13 protein-coding genes are annotated in these 16338 nt (G+C 63.5%); 6 read left to right on the forward strand and 7 right to left on the reverse strand.

The window, feature by feature from the left end; genetic code table 11:
* Together ACWTU9_RS01605 and ACWTU9_RS01610 are read right to left on the reverse strand one after the other, a co-directional pair.
* A complete protein-coding gene (locus ACWTU9_RS01605; protein WP_455856793.1) occupies nt 1–702 on the reverse strand; it encodes a sulfate transporter family protein in 702 nt (233 codons plus the stop codon).
* A 70-nt stretch (nt 703–772) separates the two neighbouring features.
* On the reverse strand, nt 773–1675 hold the full coding sequence (locus ACWTU9_RS01610; protein WP_455856794.1) for a DMT family transporter: 903 nt from the start codon (nt 1673–1675) through the stop codon (nt 773–775).
* A gap of 345 nt (nt 1676–2020) precedes the next feature.
* Between ACWTU9_RS01610 and ACWTU9_RS01615 the strand changes: the two genes are divergently transcribed.
* From ACWTU9_RS01615 to ACWTU9_RS01625, 3 genes are all read left to right on the forward strand, one after another.
* Nucleotides 2021–3013, forward strand: a complete 993-nt coding sequence (locus ACWTU9_RS01615; protein WP_455856795.1) for an adenosine kinase — start codon at nt 2021–2023, stop codon at nt 3011–3013.
* Nucleotides 3014–3270: 257 nt separating this feature from the next.
* On the forward strand, nt 3271–3987 hold the full coding sequence (locus ACWTU9_RS01620) for an antitoxin Xre/MbcA/ParS-like domain-containing protein (RefSeq protein WP_455856796.1): 717 nt from the start codon (nt 3271–3273) through the stop codon (nt 3985–3987).
* A gap of 378 nt (nt 3988–4365) precedes the next feature.
* Complete coding sequence (locus tag ACWTU9_RS01625; RefSeq protein WP_454575803.1) at nt 4366–5553, forward strand: porin; 1188 nt, start codon at nt 4366–4368, stop codon at nt 5551–5553.
* Nucleotides 5554–5697: 144 nt separating this feature from the next.
* On the opposite strand, the gene ACWTU9_RS01630 is transcribed toward ACWTU9_RS01625, so the two are convergent.
* The 3 genes from ACWTU9_RS01630 to ACWTU9_RS01640 all read right to left on the reverse strand — a co-directional run bounded on the left by ACWTU9_RS01630 (nt 5698) and on the right by ACWTU9_RS01640 (nt 10543).
* A complete protein-coding gene (locus ACWTU9_RS01630; protein WP_455856797.1) occupies nt 5698–6777 on the reverse strand; it encodes a diguanylate cyclase domain-containing protein in 1080 nt (359 codons plus the stop codon).
* A 164-nt stretch (nt 6778–6941) separates the two neighbouring features.
* On the reverse strand, nt 6942–9221 hold the full coding sequence (locus tag ACWTU9_RS01635; protein ID WP_455856798.1) for an NADP-dependent malic enzyme: 2280 nt from the start codon (nt 9219–9221) through the stop codon (nt 6942–6944).
* Nucleotides 9222–9361: 140 nt separating this feature from the next.
* Nucleotides 9362–10543 carry a glycosyltransferase gene (locus ACWTU9_RS01640; RefSeq protein WP_455856799.1) on the reverse strand — a complete coding sequence of 394 codons (1182 nt, stop codon included), beginning with the start codon at nt 10541–10543 and terminating at the stop codon, nt 9362–9364.
* A gap of 139 nt (nt 10544–10682) precedes the next feature.
* Here ACWTU9_RS01640 and mutS point away from each other — a divergent pair, with 139 nt between their 5' ends.
* The gene (gene mutS / locus ACWTU9_RS01645; RefSeq protein ID WP_455856800.1) at nt 10683–13412 is read left to right on the forward strand and encodes a DNA mismatch repair protein MutS; all 2730 of its coding nucleotides are present in this window, start codon (nt 10683–10685) and stop codon (nt 13410–13412) included.
* On the opposite strand, the gene ACWTU9_RS01650 is transcribed toward mutS, so the two are convergent.
* Both ACWTU9_RS01650 and ACWTU9_RS01655 read right to left on the reverse strand, forming a co-directional pair.
* Complete coding sequence (locus ACWTU9_RS01650) at nt 13413–14003, reverse strand: methyltransferase family protein (RefSeq protein ID WP_455856801.1); 591 nt, start codon at nt 14001–14003, stop codon at nt 13413–13415.
* 70 nt (nt 14004–14073) lie between these two features.
* Nucleotides 14074–14874, reverse strand: a complete 801-nt coding sequence (locus ACWTU9_RS01655) for a DUF3313 domain-containing protein (protein WP_455856802.1) — start codon at nt 14872–14874, stop codon at nt 14074–14076.
* A 277-nt stretch (nt 14875–15151) separates the two neighbouring features.
* Here ACWTU9_RS01655 and ACWTU9_RS01660 point away from each other — a divergent pair, with 277 nt between their 5' ends.
* Nucleotides 15152–15742: a TetR/AcrR family transcriptional regulator gene (locus ACWTU9_RS01660; RefSeq protein WP_455856803.1), complete on the forward strand. Its 591-nt coding sequence runs from the start codon at nt 15152–15154 to the stop codon at nt 15740–15742.
* Between the two features lie 101 nt (nt 15743–15843).
* Nucleotides 15844–16308 (forward strand): nuclear transport factor 2 family protein, encoded by a 465-nt coding sequence (locus ACWTU9_RS01665; RefSeq protein ID WP_454587664.1) that lies wholly within the window; start codon nt 15844–15846, stop codon nt 16306–16308.
* Nucleotides 16309–16338: the final 30 nt, after the last annotated feature.

Raw genomic sequence — 16338 nt, forward strand, 5'->3', positions numbered from 1 at the left:
CTATCGCCTGGCGCTCTCCCGCGCGCCGATCGCCTTGTGCAGGTGCACCATCATGGCGGCGGCAAAGAGCGGCGTCAGCAGGTTAAGCAGCGGCACGGCGAGGAAGGCGGCAATCAACAGTCCGCCGAGGAACACCGCGCCGGCATATTTGCGGCGCAGCGCCTTGGCCTCGGCCTCGGGCCGAAAGCGCATGGCGGCGAATTCGAAGAATTCGCGCCCTAGCAGGTAGCCGTTGACGATGAAGAAGGCGGCGATGTTGACGCCTGGCACCAGCAGAAGGAGCAAGGCGATGATGTTGCCCAGGACGACGACGCCGAAGAATTTTATCGCCAGCGCCAGCGACTGCAGCGCCGGCACAGGTCGGCCGGGTGGGTCGGCGGGATAATCGGTGCGCTCGACCACTTCGGCGATGTCGTCGAGAAACAGGCCGGCAACGATTGCCGTCACCGGCGCGATCAGCAGCGCCATGCCGAAGGCGAGCACGATGGCCGCGACGATGCCGCCCAGCCAACTGGCCCAGGACGGCAGGCTGGGCAACAGTGCCTGAAGCCACGGCAAGGCCAGCCAGTCGACAAGACTTGTCAGCGCAAGCCACAAAGCCACAAGCACCAGTACGGTCAATCCGAGCGTTTTGAGGAAAACCGCGCGGAATTCGGGAGAGAACAAACGGCTCAGGGCGGCGCGCGCAGCGTCGAAAATCACGGGCGCCTCCAGCCTCGGGTCGAAACGGACACCTCCGAGATAGGCTGAGACTGCACGGGCCGCAAGGCAGCTAGCGCGCCAGCACCCGCGAGCGGGCGGGGATGGTCATTGCCGCAACGCCGATGACGACGAAACCCATCCCCCAAAATACCGTCGGCCCCAGGCTTTCGCCGAGGAACAGGGCACCGATGCCGACGCCGATCGGCACGCGCAGATAGGCCTGTGACGTGGTGCCGACCGAACCCAGCGTGTGGATGAGGCGGAAAAAGATGCAGAAGGCCAGCGCCGTCGAAAACACAGACAGCGCCAGCAAGGCCAGGATCGAGGCCGTCGACGGCGCCAGCGTCCACGGCTGGTCGACCACCAGGCTCAAGGGGACAAGGATGACCGCGCCGCAGATCATCGAGCCGGCGGCCGGCAGCATCGGATCGAGACCTCTGAAGTTGCGCCCGAAAATGGCGGCCCCCGCATAGCTGACCGTAGCCGCGACGACGGCAAGCTGCGCCCACAATTGATCGCCGAGACCGCCAAGCGCCTGGGTGCCGACGATCAGGCAAATGCCGGCTATGCCTGCGCCGACACCGAACAGCTTGCGTGCGGTCACCTGCTCGTGGCGGGTGATGAGCGCGGTCAGCAGGAAGGTGAAGATCGGTGATGTCGCGTTAAGGATGGTGGCCAGGCCGGCATCGATGGAGCGCTCGGCGGCGGCGATCAGCGTGAACGGCACGACGCTGTTGAGGCAGGCCTGGACCATGAACCGCCACCAGGTCGCGCTGTCCTTCGGCATGGAGAGGCCGCGCCAGCGGATCAGCGCGAGCAGGATGCCGCCGGCGATAAGGGTCCGGGCGGCGATGAAGGTTATTGGCGGGATCGTCTCGACGCCGATCTTGATGAAGGTATAGGACGCGCCCCACAGTGCGGCCAGCAGGCCAAGCAGCGCCAGTTCGGTGGTCATGTCGATTTTCGTGGGCATGGCGGGTGCTTCCAGGACTTGATTTGAGGCCATGCTTGTAGGCGACGTGACGGTGAAATGCTTCGGCCACGGTCCAACTGTGATGGAGCCTCGCCCCGCGCACGCCCGCGCCGCGCCGCCTCCCGCCACACCGGCAAAAAGCGGAAATCGTTTGCCATTTTTCCGGGTGATGCTGTAGACCCGCCCGGGCGCGGCAGGAAGCCGGCTCGGTTCCCTAGAGCCGGATGGTTTCAGGTCTGGTCGACCTGAAATCTGAATCCGGCTCTAAATCTAAGAAATAAAGCATGATGTTCGCCCGAAAACCGCTTCACACTTTTCGGCATCATGCTTTGGGCGGAGATATTGATGCCGGATTATGACGTGCTTTGCATCGGCAATGCCATTGTCGACATCATCGCCCAGTGCGACGACGCTTTTCTCGAGACCAACGGCATCATCAAGGGCGCGATGAACCTCATCGACACCAGGCGCGCCGAGCTGCTCTACAGCCGCATGGGCCCGGCGATCGAGGCCTCGGGCGGCAGCGCCGGCAACACGGCGGCGGGCATAGCCAGCTTCGGCGGCCGCGCCGCCTTCTTCGGCAAGGTGTCGAACGATCCGCTTGGCGAAATCTATGCCCATGACATCCATGCCCAGGGCGTCGCTTTCGACACCAGGCCGCTCCAGGGACAGCCGCCGACGGCGCGCTCGATGATCTTCGTCACCCCCGACGGCGAGCGTTCGATGAACACCTATCTCGGCGCCTGCGTCGAGCTCGGCCCGGAGGACGTCGAGGCCGACAAGGCATCCGGCGCCAAGGTGACTTATTTCGAAGGCTATCTGTGGGACCCGCCGCGCGCCAAGGAGGCGATCCGACAGACCGCGAAGCTCGCACACGCGGCCGGACGCGAAGTGTCGATGACGTTGTCGGATTCGTTCTGCGTCGACCGCTACCGGGACGAGTTCCTCGAGCTGATGCGTTCGGGCACCGTCGACATCGTCTTTGCCAACAGCCACGAGATCAAGTCGCTCTACCAGACCAAATCCTTCGACGAGGCGCTGGAGGCGATCCGCAAGGATTGCAGAATAGCCGCGGTCACCCGCTCCGAAAAAGGTTCGGTCATCGTGCGCGGCGACGAGACCGTCACCATCCAGGCGACGAATATCCGCGAACTGGTCGACACGACCGGCGCCGGCGACCTCTATGCAGCCGGCTTCCTCTATGGCTATACGGCCGGCCGCAGCCTGAAGGATTGCGGCGACCTTGGCTCGCTCGCCGCCGGACTGGTGATCCAGCAGCTCGGGCCACGGCCGCGGCAGAACCTGCGCAGCGCGGCCCAACTGGCCGGGCTACTGTAGTCCCGCTGCGTCACCTCGAATGAGGCGCCAAACGACGTCTCTGTCGTGCGCTTGTCACAGAGCAGACCTACACGCACAGTGAGGCGTCTCGCGACTGACATTCGGGACGCCCCGCAGACAGTTGGGGTGTCAAAAAATGCAAGACAGCAACCGTTTCGGTCGCTGTGTCTGTCGTCATTGCGCTTTGGGCTCTCCGCTTTAGCCGTTCAACAATCGGCCGCAAGCTGGGAGGAGCGCGTGGCCAGCAAGACAGATGCATGACCCAATTTTACAATCCGACGGACGGGATCTCACAGGAAGCCTTGGCAGGGCTGGTCGCCGAGGCGGTCCAGCAGGCACTGGTCCAGCACGGCATAGTTCTGGACCCGCCGGCGCTGGCTTCAGCCGGCGCCATTGCCGGCAGCGCCGCGGCCGCGCTGACTTTCCTTTCGCAGACGCAGCGGCTGGCCATCGATACCGTCAGGGACGAATGGGGCTCGCTCGCCACCGAATTCGTCCAGTCGATGGCGGACAAGGCCGCGTGCCGGGGCACGGCGCCTAACAACGCGGCAACTGGCGCTGACAAAACGGCGTCGGCAACCGCTCCAGACAAGGCTACATCTTCCCTACCCGGAGAGCGGTCGCTGCAGTCGATGCTGATCGAAGACTGGGCCGGCGAGGTCGCCGGGTCGACCTATCTGGAAGAGAACTTCCGTATCCCACGCTCGACGCTGCATCGCTGGCAAAGGCGGGGCGAGGTGATTGCGCTACGCAAGGGCGGCCGCAAGCATGTCTTCCCGCTGGCCCAGTTCGTCGATGGCAGGCCGGCCGCAGGGATAAGCGAGGTGCTGTCGTCGATCGCCAATCCGAGGCTTGCCTGGTTCTGGCTGAACCGCGCCGCACCGGAACTTGGCGGCCGCGTGCCGATCGAAATGCTCAAGCAGGACATGGTGCAGGACGTCGTGTCGGCCGCGCGCGATTTTTCGCCGCCCTGATTTACCGCCTCGATCCGGAACGACTGGCTGATCACGCCTCGCGTTATTAGGCCAGTTAAATGCATTTCACAAAACAGTCATAATCGAATTTTAAGGGCATATCTCGCCATACATTCCCAAATACCTCCGTCTCTTATGTACCGAATGTGCCAGTTGTGCCACTTTATCAAATATATGACGTGATAATTGCGCAACAATACTTTTTGAAGAGTCAGAAAGCCGCTTTTGGGACACAATCTCTGTTGATCGCCGCCGCTGCATAGGCCATGTCGAAGGCGAGAGCACGGCGCGATGCGCGGCTCTCGGTATGGGGTGAAGCGGCAGGCCCAAGCGCCGTGTCCGACCTGAATTTGAACCTTTGACTGGAGATTCAAGAAAATGAACATAAAGAGCCTTCTTCTCGGCTCCGCCGCAGCGCTGATCGCGGTTTCGGGGGCACGCGCCGCCGACGCGGTCGTCGTCGCCGAGCCGGAACCGGCCGAATACGTCAAGATCTGCGACGTCTACGGCGCCGGCTACTTCTACATCCCCGGTACCGAAACCTGCCTGCGCATCGGCGGCTATGTCCGTTATGACATCGGCGGCGGCGACGTCGGCTCGTTCGACGGTGCGACCAGCGACGACGTTGAGGATGGCAACAGCAACGACACCTGGCGCAAGAACACTCGCTTCACGCTGAGGACCTGGACCGGCCAGGAAACCGAACTCGGCACCTTGAAGACCTTCACGGAGACCCGCTTCAACTTCGGCAACCGTCAGGCTGATGTTGGCGCGGATGGCGAACCTCAAGGCGACATCAATGCGGCTGGCAATGCCGCCACCGTCTCGCTGCGCTACGCCTATATCCAGCTCGGTGGCCTGCGCGTCGGTAAGGACGACACGGCCTTCGATACGTTCACCAACTACGCTGGCGCCGTCATCCAGGATACGCTGGTCCCCTACGGCGGGCAGGAAAGCAACGTCGTCCAGTATTACTTTGACGTGGGCAACGGGTTCTCCGGAGTGATTTCGCTCGAAGAAGGCGCGGGCGCCGGCTCGGCTGGTGTCAGCGGTGTAGGCACTATCGACAGCTACGTTCCGCATGTCGTCGGCGGCTTGAAGTACAAGGGCGACTGGGGTTCGGTGTCGGGCGTCGTCGCCTATGACAGCAACTACGAGGAAGTGGCCGGCAAGGTTCGTTTGGACGTCAATGTCAGCAAGGAGTTCACGCTCTTTGTCATGGGTGGCTACGGCACCGACGACAACCTGACTGACACGACCTACGCTTTCCCGGCCAGCGGTCGCGGCTTCTACAAGCAGTGGGGCGGCAATTGGGCAATCTGGGGCGGCGGCACCTACAAGTTCAACGAAAAGACCGCATTCAACGCCCAGGTGTCTTATGACGACTGGAAGAACCTCGGCATCGCTGCCAACGTTGCCTATACCGTTGTGCCCGGCTTTACGGTCACGGCTGAAGTCGATTACCTTAATGCCGGCAAGTTCGGCGACGCCGACTTCAACAACTGGACCAAGGCCACCAAGAAGAGCAACGTCGGCGGCATCCTCCGCTTCCAGCGCTCGTTCTGATCAAGCCTGATATCCTAAGCGAGGGGCCCGCGGCATTTGCCGCGGGCCTTTTTCATTTCAGCGCCACCTTCATGAATCCATGGCTCGCCGACCACTTGCCGCGGTTCCGCGCGAGGCATCAGCATTTTCCCTTGTTCGGGTGCTCTAAGCGGTCTTGCGAGCTCCCGCCCCCGACGGCGAGGACGCCATTTCTTCGGCCATTACCAGCCGGTTGCGCCCGCTCTTTTTGCCGACATACATCAGCCGGTCGGCTAACGCGACCAGGGCGTCGCAATCGCCGGCTTCCGCCGGATACATGGCGACGCCGACAGTGCAGCCGACCTGGATGTCGCCGTTCGGCGCCGGCACCTTGATGCGCAGCCTCTCCAGAATGCGCTCGGCGACGCGCTCGGCCTTTTGCCTGGCCTGGTCCGCCTGGCCCGAAAACAGGAAGGCGAATTCATCGCCACCGAGCCGTGCCACGAAATCATCGCTCCGCAGGATGGTGCGAAGGTGGTTCGAAACACGCTGCAGCAGCGCGTCGCCGGCCTCATGGCCGAGCGTGTCGTTGACTTCCTTGAAGCGGTCGAGGTCGATGAACAGAAGACCGGCCGCCTCGCCGTTGGCACCGCAGCGGGCCACCACCGACCTCAACTCATTGTGGAAGGCGCGCCGGTTGGGCAGGTCGGTCAGCGCGTCGTGGTTGGCCGAATGGTCGCTCTGCTGCTTGGCGAGCTCGATCTCGCGCTTTTGCACCGAGAGCTCCTCATTGGCAGCCTTGAGCTCCAGCAAAAGCTCAGCATTGAGGTCCTCGACCACCTTGCGGTCGCTGATGTCGACGACGAAACCTTCGAGGAATTCGAGTTCGCCGGCGTCGTCCCAGACACCGCCGCCGATCTCGCGCACCCAAAGGGGTTCGCCGGCCTCAGGCACGATGCGGTAGTCGACATTCCAGTTGCAACGAGCCTCCAGCGCAGCGTCGACGGCGGCGTAGACGCCGGCAAGATCATCCGGGTGGATGGCCGAGACATAATCGCGCACCGCATTGTGGATGAAATCGCTCGGCCGGTAGCCGCTGACGGTGAAGATGCCGTCGCTGATATAGAGCATGGTGTAGGACTGATCGTTGCGGCAGCGGTAGAGATAGCCGTCCATGCGGCCGGTGATGCTGAGCAGCGCGTCCAGGCGCTCGTCGTGGTAGACCCCCTGGCCGACCATGGATGCAGAAACCCCGTCATGCTTCATGGCCGCACCCCCGTTTGGCGGTCTGAACGCACCGAAGATGCCGTAACGGCAAGTCGGCAAGAGGTTCCCTATATCAGCTGAATCTTATCAATCTCTTATGCCAAGAGGCCGCGGCGCTCCTGAGCTTGCGCCCCCGCTGGCCATCACCGGCGTTTGCGTGTCTCTCAAGTCCCCGCCGTGTAGGCCGCGATCGCCGCCATGTTGACGATATCGCTGTCCTTGGCGTTCAGCGACACGATCTGCACCGGCTTGTTGAGGCCGACCAGCAGCGGGCCGATGACCGTCGAGCCGCCCAGTTCCTGCAGCATCTTGGTCGAGATCGAGGCCGAGTGGAACGCCGGCATGATCAGCACATTGGCCGGGCCTGTCAGCCTGATGAACGGATATTGCGCCATTGCGCGCGCGTTGAGCGCGACGTCGGCCGCCATCTCGCCATCGTACTCGAAATCAACACGCCGCTTGTCGAGGATGCGTACCGCTTCCTGCACCCGCTCGGAGCGCTCGCCCTGCGGATGGCCGAAGGTGGAGTAGGCGAGCATGGCGAGCCGCGGCTCGTAACCCATGCGGCGGGCAAAGCCTGCCGCTTCCTCGGCGATGTCGGCAATCTGCTCGGCATTCGGCATGTCGTGCACGGCGGTGTCGGCGACCAGCACGGTCCTGCCGCGCGCGAGCACGATCGACACGCCGATGACGCGGTGGCCGGGCTTGGCATCGATGATGCGCCTGATATCGTCGAGCGCGGTGGAATAGTTGCGGGTGACCCCGGTGACGATGCCGTCGGCGTCGCCCAGCGCCACCATGCAGGCGGCGAAATGATTGCGGTCGTTGTTGATCAGCCGCTGGCAGTCACGAAACAGGAAGCCTTTGCGCTGCAAGCGCTCATAGAGATAGTCGGTGTAGATGCCGTTGCGGCGCGACAGCCTGGCATTGATGATCTCGATGCCCTGCTTGTTCAAGTCGATACCGGCGTGCCTGGCGTTCTCCTTGATGATGTCGTCGCGGCCGAGCAGGATGGCCGTGCCGAGCTTCTGGTTCACATAGGAGACAGCGGCGCGCATCACCTGCTCCTCCTCGCCCTCGGCAAAGACGATGCGCTTGGGCTGACGGCGCACGCGATCGTAGATGCGCTGCAAGGTCGATGCGATCGGGTCGCGGCGGGCGGACAGCTCCTGCGCGTAGCGGTCGAGATCGAGGATCGGCTTGCGGGCGACGCCTGACTCCATCGCCGCCTTGGCCACGGCGAGCGGGATGGCCGAGATCAAGCGCGGATCGAACGGCACCGGGATGATGTAGTTGGGGCCGAATTTCGGCCGGTTGCCCTGATAGGCGGCGGCGACATCGTCGGGCACGTCCTTGCGCGCCAGTTCGGCCAGCGCACGCGCGGCAGCGATCTTCATATCATCATTGATGGTGGTGGCCCTGACATCCAGCGCACCGCGGAAGATGTAGGGGAAGCCGAGCACATTGTTGACCTGGTTCGGATAGTCGGAACGCCCGGTGGCCATGATGGCGTCGGTGCGGATCTCGGCCACTTCCTCTGGCGTGATCTCCGGGTCGGGATTGGCCATGGCGAAGATGATCGGGTTCTTGGCCATCGACTGCACCATCTTGGTGGTCAGCGCGCCCTTGGCCGACAGGCCGAGGAAGACATCGGCGCCGTCCAGCGCCTCGGCCAGACTGCGCGTATCGGTCTTGACCGCATGCGCCGACTTCCACTGGTTCATGCCCTCGGTGCGGCCCTGATAGACGACGCCCTTGGTGTCGCACAGGATGACGTTCTCCGGCGCAAAGCCCATCGCCTTCATCAGTTCGATGCAGGCGATGCCGGCGGCACCGGCACCGTTGCAGACCATCTTCGTGGTCTTCATGTCGCGGCCGGTGATCTCCAGCGCGTTGAGCAGCCCGGCGGCGGAGATGATGGCGGTGCCGTGCTGGTCGTCGTGGAAGACCGGGATATCCATCAATTCGCGCAGGCGCTGCTCGATGATGAAGCACTCCGGCGCCTTGATGTCTTCCAGATTGATGCCGCCGAAGGACGGCCCGAGGAAGCGCACGCAATTGACGAACTCGTCGGCATCCTCGGTGTCGACTTCGAGATCGATGGAATCGACATCGGCGAAGCGCTTGAACAGCACCGCCTTGCCTTCCATCACTGGCTTCGACGCGAGCGCACCGAGATTGCCGAGGCCGAGAATCGCGGTGCCGTTGGAAATGACGGCGACCATGTTGCCGCGCGTCGTATAGTCGAAGGCGCGGCTGGGGTCCTCGGCGATGGCCAGAACGGGAACCGCAACGCCCGGCGAATAGGCGAGGCTCAAATCGCGCTGCGTCGCCATCGGCTTGGTGGCGACGACCTCCAGCTTGCCGGGACGGCCCATGGCGTGGAATTCCAGCGCCTCCTGGGCGCTGACGGACGGGCCGCTATTTTCGGTTTTCTTGGCCATGATGCTCTTGATTTCCTCGCCGGTGCCGCACCCTTGAGACGGGCGCTCCTTATCTCAGCAAGGACTAAGGCCACAGGCCGCGGCTGTAAACCGCCAAGCGCGGCAAAGCTGGCGCAACGGGGACGAGGATGCTCAGGATGTCAGGTCGAGACGTGCTCTATGATCTCACGCGCATGCTGGCGCGCGCTTGCCCATCGGCGCAGCGTCCTGGTCCCGGGAAAGGGCCATTGCGAAAGCGGCGGCTCCTTGCTTCCCATCCGCTCCTGCAGCGCCGACAGGAACTCTATGAGTTCGCGCCTCTGCGGCCATACCTTGGCCATGGTGCGGCTGCGGATTTCCTCGCGAGGAATGGCCCGGTCGCGCAGCGTTTCGACCGCGCGGCGGATCGCTGCCGGCTCCGGCTCGGCGACGATGCAATAGTCCGGGTCGAAAAAGACATCGCGGCCGCCGAGGCTTGGCGTGCTCACCACAGGCAAACCGGCCATCATATATTCCATGCTTGAGCACATCGCGCCTTCGGCGGCTGACAGACACAGGCCGACAGCGGCCTGGTTGTAGGCACGATTGACCTCCTGCGGCGCCAGCCGGTCGGTCAGCCCGTTGACGATCGGATTGGCGATACGATGCAACGGCGATTGCGCCTGCAGCCGCCGGATGAAGGCACGGTCGCCCGCCGGCGGCAATTCGCCGATCGACACGGTGATGTGGAGCAGCCTTTCGATGTCGAAGGCAAGATAGTGCCGCTTGGTATGCGAGATGCGGCCATTGTAGACGGCGTCGAATGCGACCGGGACATCCGGCAATGGCCGAAAAATGTGCTCGGAGACCATCAGATTGTGGTTGGAGAAGATTGCGTCGCCGCCAACTTCGCTGACTAGGCGCCGCTCCTCCTCGGTGTTGCAAAGGAAGATCAGCTCGTGCAGCGGAAAGCGTTCGCGATACCAGGCCAGATCCCTGCCTAGTTTCGCCACGGTGTGTGGCCGCTCGAGCGTCCAGCTTGGCATCATGAGAAAGGCAGCACGCCGCGAAGCCAGGCGCCGGCCAATGGCCACGACGGAGGACAGCGGCCGCGAACCGCCGATCGGCGTGTAGATCACCAGCGGGTCATGGCTGAGCATGTGGACCGCAACCTGTCGGCCGCCATCGAGACCGGAGAGCGGGCCGTCGACCGGCAGCAGGAAGGGAAGCCGCTTGCGCGTCGCATCACGCAGCCTGCCCACGGTGCGATTGCCGAGCAATGCCGTCTTGATCCGCAGGCGCTCGTAGGGCGAAGCGGTCGAGGCTACCATCTCCTCGGGGGTCTCGTGCCCGTCCCTGTCCATAGGCCCTCCGTCACTGCGACCAGTATTGCGGATCGTGGCGTCAGGCAATCCGACGCCAGGTGGCACCATGAAAGCGCTTTCCCCTGCTTTTCGAGTGCCCGGCATTAAACCGCACCGCTACATCTGCTAGCGTCCCCGCATGAATATGCACATGCCAACCGACCCCGATGCCAACGAGGCGACCACACCGGCACCAGCCAGTGCCGGCGTGACGCCGATGATGGAGCAGTTCATCGAGATCAAGGCGGCGAACCCGGATTCGCTGCTGTTCTACCGCATGGGCGATTTCTACGAACTGTTTTTCGACGATGCGGAGAAGGCGAGCCGGGCTCTGGGCATCGTCTTGACCAAGCGCGGCAAGCATCAAGGCCACGACATTCCGATGTGCGGCGTGCCGGTGCACGCGGCCGACGATTATCTGCAGAAGCTGATTGGCCAGGGTTTTCGCGTTGCCGTCTGCGAACAGATCGAGGATCCGGCGGAAGCAAAGAAGCGCGGCGGCAAATCAGTGGTGCGCCGCGATGTTGTGCGGCTGGTGACGCCCGGCACCATCACCGAGGACAAATTGCTGGCGCCGTCGGAATCGAGCTTCCTGATGGCGCTGGGAAGGGTGAAGGGCGGCAGCAGCGATCACGCCTTTGCGTTGGCCTGGATCGAGATCTCGACCGGCGTCTTCCGCGTTGCCGAAACCACGGCCGACCGCCTGCTGGCGGACGTCTTCCGCGTCGATCCGCGCGAGCTGATCGTCGCCGAGCCGGTGTTTTATGATCCCGAGTTGAAGCCGGTGTTCGACGTCATCGGCCGCGTCGCCAGTCCGCAGCCGCCATCGCTGTTCGATTCGGCCTCGGCCGCCGGCCGCATCGCGCGCTTCTTCGAGGTGGCGACGCCGGACAGTTTCGGCGCCTTCTCACGCGCCGAACTGTCCGCGATCTCCGGGGTGATCGCATATGTCGAAAAGACGCAGAAGGCAGAGCGGCCGCCGCTGTCGCGCCCCGAACGCGAGGAGCAGGGATCGACGCTGTTCATCGATCCGGCGACACGCGGCAATCTGGAACTGTTGCGCACGTTGTCCGGCAGCCGCGACGGCTCGCTGTTCAAGGCGATCGACCGCACGGTGACCGGCGGTGGCGCAAGGCTGCTTGCCGACCGGCTGATGGCGCCGCTGACCGATCCGGCGGCGATCGGCGCCAGGCTCGATTCGGTGTCGTTTTTCCGTGCCGAGACTCAGGTTTGCCAGGCGGTGCGGTCAAGCCTGAAGAGCGTCGCGGATATGCCACGTGCGCTGTCGCGGCTGGCGCTCAACCGCGGCGGTCCGCGCGATCTCGGCGCGTTGCGCGCCGGTTTCGAGGCGGCCGGTGCGATCGTCGAAATCTTCGCAGCCACCATATTGCCGCACGAGTTGGCGGAAGCGCTTGCCGCCATTCAGGCGTTGCCTGGAGCACTCGCCCAACATCTCACGCAAGCACTCGGCGACGAGCTGCCGTTGCTCCGGCGCGACGGCGGCTTCGTGCGCGGCGGCTACCACCCCGAGCTCGACGAGATGCGGGCCTTGCGCGATGAGTCTCGCAAGGTCATAGCCGGGCTGGAGCGCTCGCTGATCGAGGAGACCGGCATTCGCTCGCTGAAAATCCGGCATAACAATGTGCTGGGTTATTACATCGAGGTGACCGCCAACCACCATTCGATCATGACCGGCAGCGACGGCGCCAAGGCGCGCTTCATCCATCGCCAGACCATGGCCAACGCCATGCGCTTCACCACGACCGAGCTTGCAGAACTCGAGACCAAGATCGCCAATGCCGCCGACCGCGCGCTCAGCATCGAGCTTGCCGCTTTCGACACGCTGACGACTGAGGCCGTCGGCGAGGCGCAGAAGATCCGCGCCGGCGCCGATGCGCTCGCCGTGCTCGACGTGTCGGCGGCCCTTGCGCTTTTGTCGGAGAGCGAAGCCTGGTGCCGGCCCCTGGTCGACTCCAGCCTTGCCTTCGACATTTCAGGCGGACGGCATCCGGTGGTGGAACAGGCGCTGCGGCGCTCGGGCGACGGTTCGTTCGTCGCCAATGATTGCGATCTGTCGCCGCAAGGCGGCGCCAAGGCCGGCGCCATCTGGCTGCTCACCGGCCCCAATATGGGCGGCAAGTCGACGTTCCTTCGGCAAAATGCGCTGATCGCTATCCTGGCCCAGACCGGCTCCTTCGTGCCGGCAACGTCGGCCCATATCGGCGTCGTCGACCGGCTTTTTTCGCGCGTCGGTGCCTCGGACGATCTGGCGCGCGGCCGCTCGACCTTCATGGTCGAGATGGTCGAGACGGCGGCGATCCTCAACCAGGCCGGCGAGCGGGCATTGGTGATCCTGGACGAGATCGGCCGCGGCACCGCAACGTTCGACGGCCTGTCGATTGCCTGGGCGGCCGTCGAGTACCTGCATGAGAAGAACCGCTGCCGCGCGATCTTCGCCACCCATTTCCATGAAATGACGGCGCTCTCCGGCAAGCTGCCGCGCCTCTCCAATGTCACCATGCGGGTCAAGGAATGGGAAGGCGACGTCGTCTTCCTGCACGAGGTCGGCAAGGGGGCCGCCGACCGTTCCTATGGCGTCCAGGTGGCCCGTCTTGCCGGCTTGCCGGAAGCGGTGGTCGGCCGTGCGAAAGAGGTGCTGCACCAACTCGAGGAGGGCGAAGTCTCAGGCAAGGCCAACCGGCTGGTCGACGATCTGCCGCTGTTTTCGGTGGCGGTGAAGCGAGAGGCGCCAAAGCCCGCGAAGAGCGACGCATTGGGCACCGCACTCGGTGAGATCAACCCGGATGAGATGACGCCGCGCGAAGCGCTGGAAGCGCTCTATCGGCTGAAGGGGCTGGCGGGCCGGTAATCAAAACAGTCGGAAGATCGGCGTCACCAGCCTTGCCGACTGGAGCCAGCCGAGCGATTCGACCGTCAGTATCGCCACCAAGAAGTAGGAGCTGTCGATGGCGGTCCGCCTCAGCGCCACTGAGTCGAACGTGACGGGTGACGGGCCCAAGACGTCGTCGTAATCGCGCCGCAGACGGGGAAAGAAGGCCGGTACGCTTCGACAATACCGCCAATAGGCCTCGCCAAAGATCACGTCCAGCGCGACCGCTTCGCGCGTCCCGACATAGGAAAAGACCATATAGGTGAAGGCAAAGAGAAGCGCCGAAAGGATCAGCGACCCGAATGTCAGCCCGACGCCAGCCAGTCCAAGGGCCGAGAAGAAATAGAGGGGGTTGCGCGTATAGGCATAGGGGCCGCTTGTGACGAGTTCACGGTTCTTGCGTCCGCCGACATAGAGCGATGCCCAGCAGCGGCCGCCGATACAGATGAGGATCAGCACGGTACCCGCAAATTCCAGCATTTCCCGAAAGGTGCTGCCTTGCGGCCACCCACTCTCCGCAAGCAGGGCCGGCGCCAGGACGACGGGAGCAACCAGCCAAAGGAAACGCATCCTTCTGCTCTGTTGAAAAACCGTCGCGGAAAGCGGCATCGGGGACTTTTTCTGCATTTGCGTCACCGCCTCAGTCATTGCGCACCGGGGCCCCCTTGTCGGTCCAGGCCGGCGGCAATCCCATCCGATCGCCGAGGAAGCCGGCCAGTCCGGGCGATTTGCCGAATGCCTTGCAGGCCGGGTATTTAGGCCCGCCGCCGAACATGACGCGCAGCTCCGCCCTGGTCGGGAGCGACGGCAGCTTGGCGAACGGCGTCTTGCCGGTGACCAGGAGCTTGCTGAAATCGTGGCCGAACTTCGCCGCCAGGTCGTAGGCGTCGCCCTCTCGGGCGACCCGGCCGGAATCCAGCAGGGCGTTCGCGCCACGGCCCCAGATCATGGCCGCCACCTGCTCGCCGTTGTCATCAATCGCTTCGGCTTCAAGCGACAGGCTGCCCAATCCGATCGGCAGGCGCGGAACCGGAATGTGCATCTCGGGCAGCGCGACGGAAACCGCCGTGGACGCCACTTTCGAAACGCCTACCGCCAGCGCATTCGTCGGCGTCACATGCGTTGCCATCGCGTGCGCTGTCAGGTCGGCCGGCTCGGTCAGGGCGACCACTTGAAAGCGCTGGCTCAGGCCGGAGCAAAGGGTCCTGTCGACGGCATTCGTGATCAGGCCGCGCTGCGCCGGTGTCAATGTCGATTTTCCGGCGGCGGGCTGCGAAAAGCCGGTCGGAATGATCCGAATGGTTTTTGCCGCAAGCACGTCGTCCTTGCTCACCCGCATTAGCGAGCGGGCCAACAAACCGTCCGACGGTTTCAACTCGTCATAGGATTGCAGCGAGCCTACCTGATCCAGGGGCGCGGACGCGCAACCGACTGCGAGCATGCTCAGGACCAGCACAAACGGCCATGTTAGGTGGTGGTCCGCGCGGCGCGCGCGTGGACCGAACCGACCACGACTGATGTGAGCCTCGCGACGGGAACGCAAGCAAGCTGCCATGGACGCCTCTGTCTGGATGGCCCGGCGGGCGTGTTGGGAATCGCTAATAATTGCACTCAGTGCAATAATTTGATGGCGTCATTATGGCAGGCATGATGACGGGACTTGAATCTGCACCAAATTTCATGTCGCATTTGAGAAATGGTCATGGCAGGAGCGCTCCATGAACGACGCGCCAAAACCAGAAGGCCTGCGCGAGCGGAAGCGGCGAGAAACATCCCGCCGCATCGCCGAAGCCGGCCTGAACGCCTTCCTGGCCAGTGGCTACGACGCGACCACGCTTGACGAGATAGCTGCAGCCGCCGGCATCTCGCGCCGGACGTTCTTCCACTATTTCAAGAGCAAGGACGAGGTTCTGTTCGCGTCTTTGAGCCACTACGCAAGCGTGGTCAAAGCGTCGGTCCTTGCCGAGCCACCAACCGGAACGGCAATCGACATCGCCCGCGACGCATTGCTCAATCTTGTCGGCAGCTTCCAGGGTGCAGAAATGATGGCGACGGCCAAGGTCATGCGGGAAAGCAAGACGCTGCGCTCGCGCAGGCACACGGGCTACCTGCAGTTCGAGCAAGCCATTTTCGATGGCTTATGCGAGTTGCGGCCGGACCAGGCACGCAACAGTCTGCGACTGGTCTCCCTGGTAGCAGTCGCCGCGTTTCGCCTGGCCGTCGAAACTTTTCAGCAGCAAAACGCCAAGCATCCGCTGGCCGGATACGTCCGGGATGCCTTTGAAAAGCTGAAAGCCGAGGTTCGATAAGTCCAGCCACCTGAGGCCGTCGCAACGGACAGCTGTATTGACTCATTGTACCAATCGGTACAATGTCGGTCATCGAAGATCGGAGCCGAGAGGAGATTTTCATGAGCCGTCCGCCCTTGCCGCCATTCACGGCCGAAACGGCAGCGCAAAAGGCACGCCTGGCCGAGGACGCCTGGAACAGCCGCGACCCCGAGCGTGTTTCGCTCGCCTATACCGAGGACAGCACCTGGCGGAACCGGGCTGAATTCGTCTCGGGCCGCGGCGAGATCGTCGGCTTCTTGAAGCGCAAATGGGCGCGCGAGCTGGACTATCGACTCATCAAGGAGGTGTGGACCTGGAACGACAACCGCATCGCGGTGCGCTTTGCCTATGAATGGCGCGACGACAGCGGCCACTGGTTCCGCTCCTACGGCAACGAGAATTGGGAGTTCGACGCTGCCGGGTTGATGCGCCGGCGTGTCGCCAGCATCAACGACCTGCCGATCACTGAGGCCGAGCGCAAGTATCATTGGCCGCTCGGCCGCCGGCCCGACGATCATCCCGGCCTGACCGAACTCGGACTCTAGAGCATGATCCCGAAAGGTGTGTCGCGGTTT

Source organism: Mesorhizobium sp. 128a (assembly GCF_053848025.1).

Coding starts and splice junctions, on each gene's coding strand:
- ACWTU9_RS01655 (WP_455856802.1), bottom strand. CDS start 14,874: ATGCTCGCAGTCGGTTGCGCGTCCGCGCCCCTGGATCAGGTAGGCTCG.
- ACWTU9_RS01625 (WP_454575803.1), top strand. CDS start 4,366: ATGAACATAAAGAGCCTTCTTCTCGGCTCCGCCGCAGCGCTGATCGCG.
- ACWTU9_RS01660 (WP_455856803.1), top strand. CDS start 15,152: ATGAACGACGCGCCAAAACCAGAAGGCCTGCGCGAGCGGAAGCGGCGA.
- ACWTU9_RS01610 (WP_455856794.1), bottom strand. CDS start 1,675: ATGCCCACGAAAATCGACATGACCACCGAACTGGCGCTGCTTGGCCTG.
- ACWTU9_RS01620 (WP_455856796.1), top strand. CDS start 3,271: ATGACCCAATTTTACAATCCGACGGACGGGATCTCACAGGAAGCCTTG.
- ACWTU9_RS01665 (WP_454587664.1), top strand. CDS start 15,844: ATGAGCCGTCCGCCCTTGCCGCCATTCACGGCCGAAACGGCAGCGCAA.
- mutS (WP_455856800.1), top strand. CDS start 10,683: ATGAATATGCACATGCCAACCGACCCCGATGCCAACGAGGCGACCACA.
- ACWTU9_RS01630 (WP_455856797.1), bottom strand. CDS start 6,777: ATGAAGCATGACGGGGTTTCTGCATCCATGGTCGGCCAGGGGGTCTAC.
- ACWTU9_RS01615 (WP_455856795.1), top strand. CDS start 2,021: ATGCCGGATTATGACGTGCTTTGCATCGGCAATGCCATTGTCGACATC.
- ACWTU9_RS01650 (WP_455856801.1), bottom strand. CDS start 14,003: ATGCGTTTCCTTTGGCTGGTTGCTCCCGTCGTCCTGGCGCCGGCCCTG.
- ACWTU9_RS01640 (WP_455856799.1), bottom strand. CDS start 10,543: ATGGACAGGGACGGGCACGAGACCCCCGAGGAGATGGTAGCCTCGACC.
- ACWTU9_RS01635 (WP_455856798.1), bottom strand. CDS start 9,221: ATGGCCAAGAAAACCGAAAATAGCGGCCCGTCCGTCAGCGCCCAGGAG.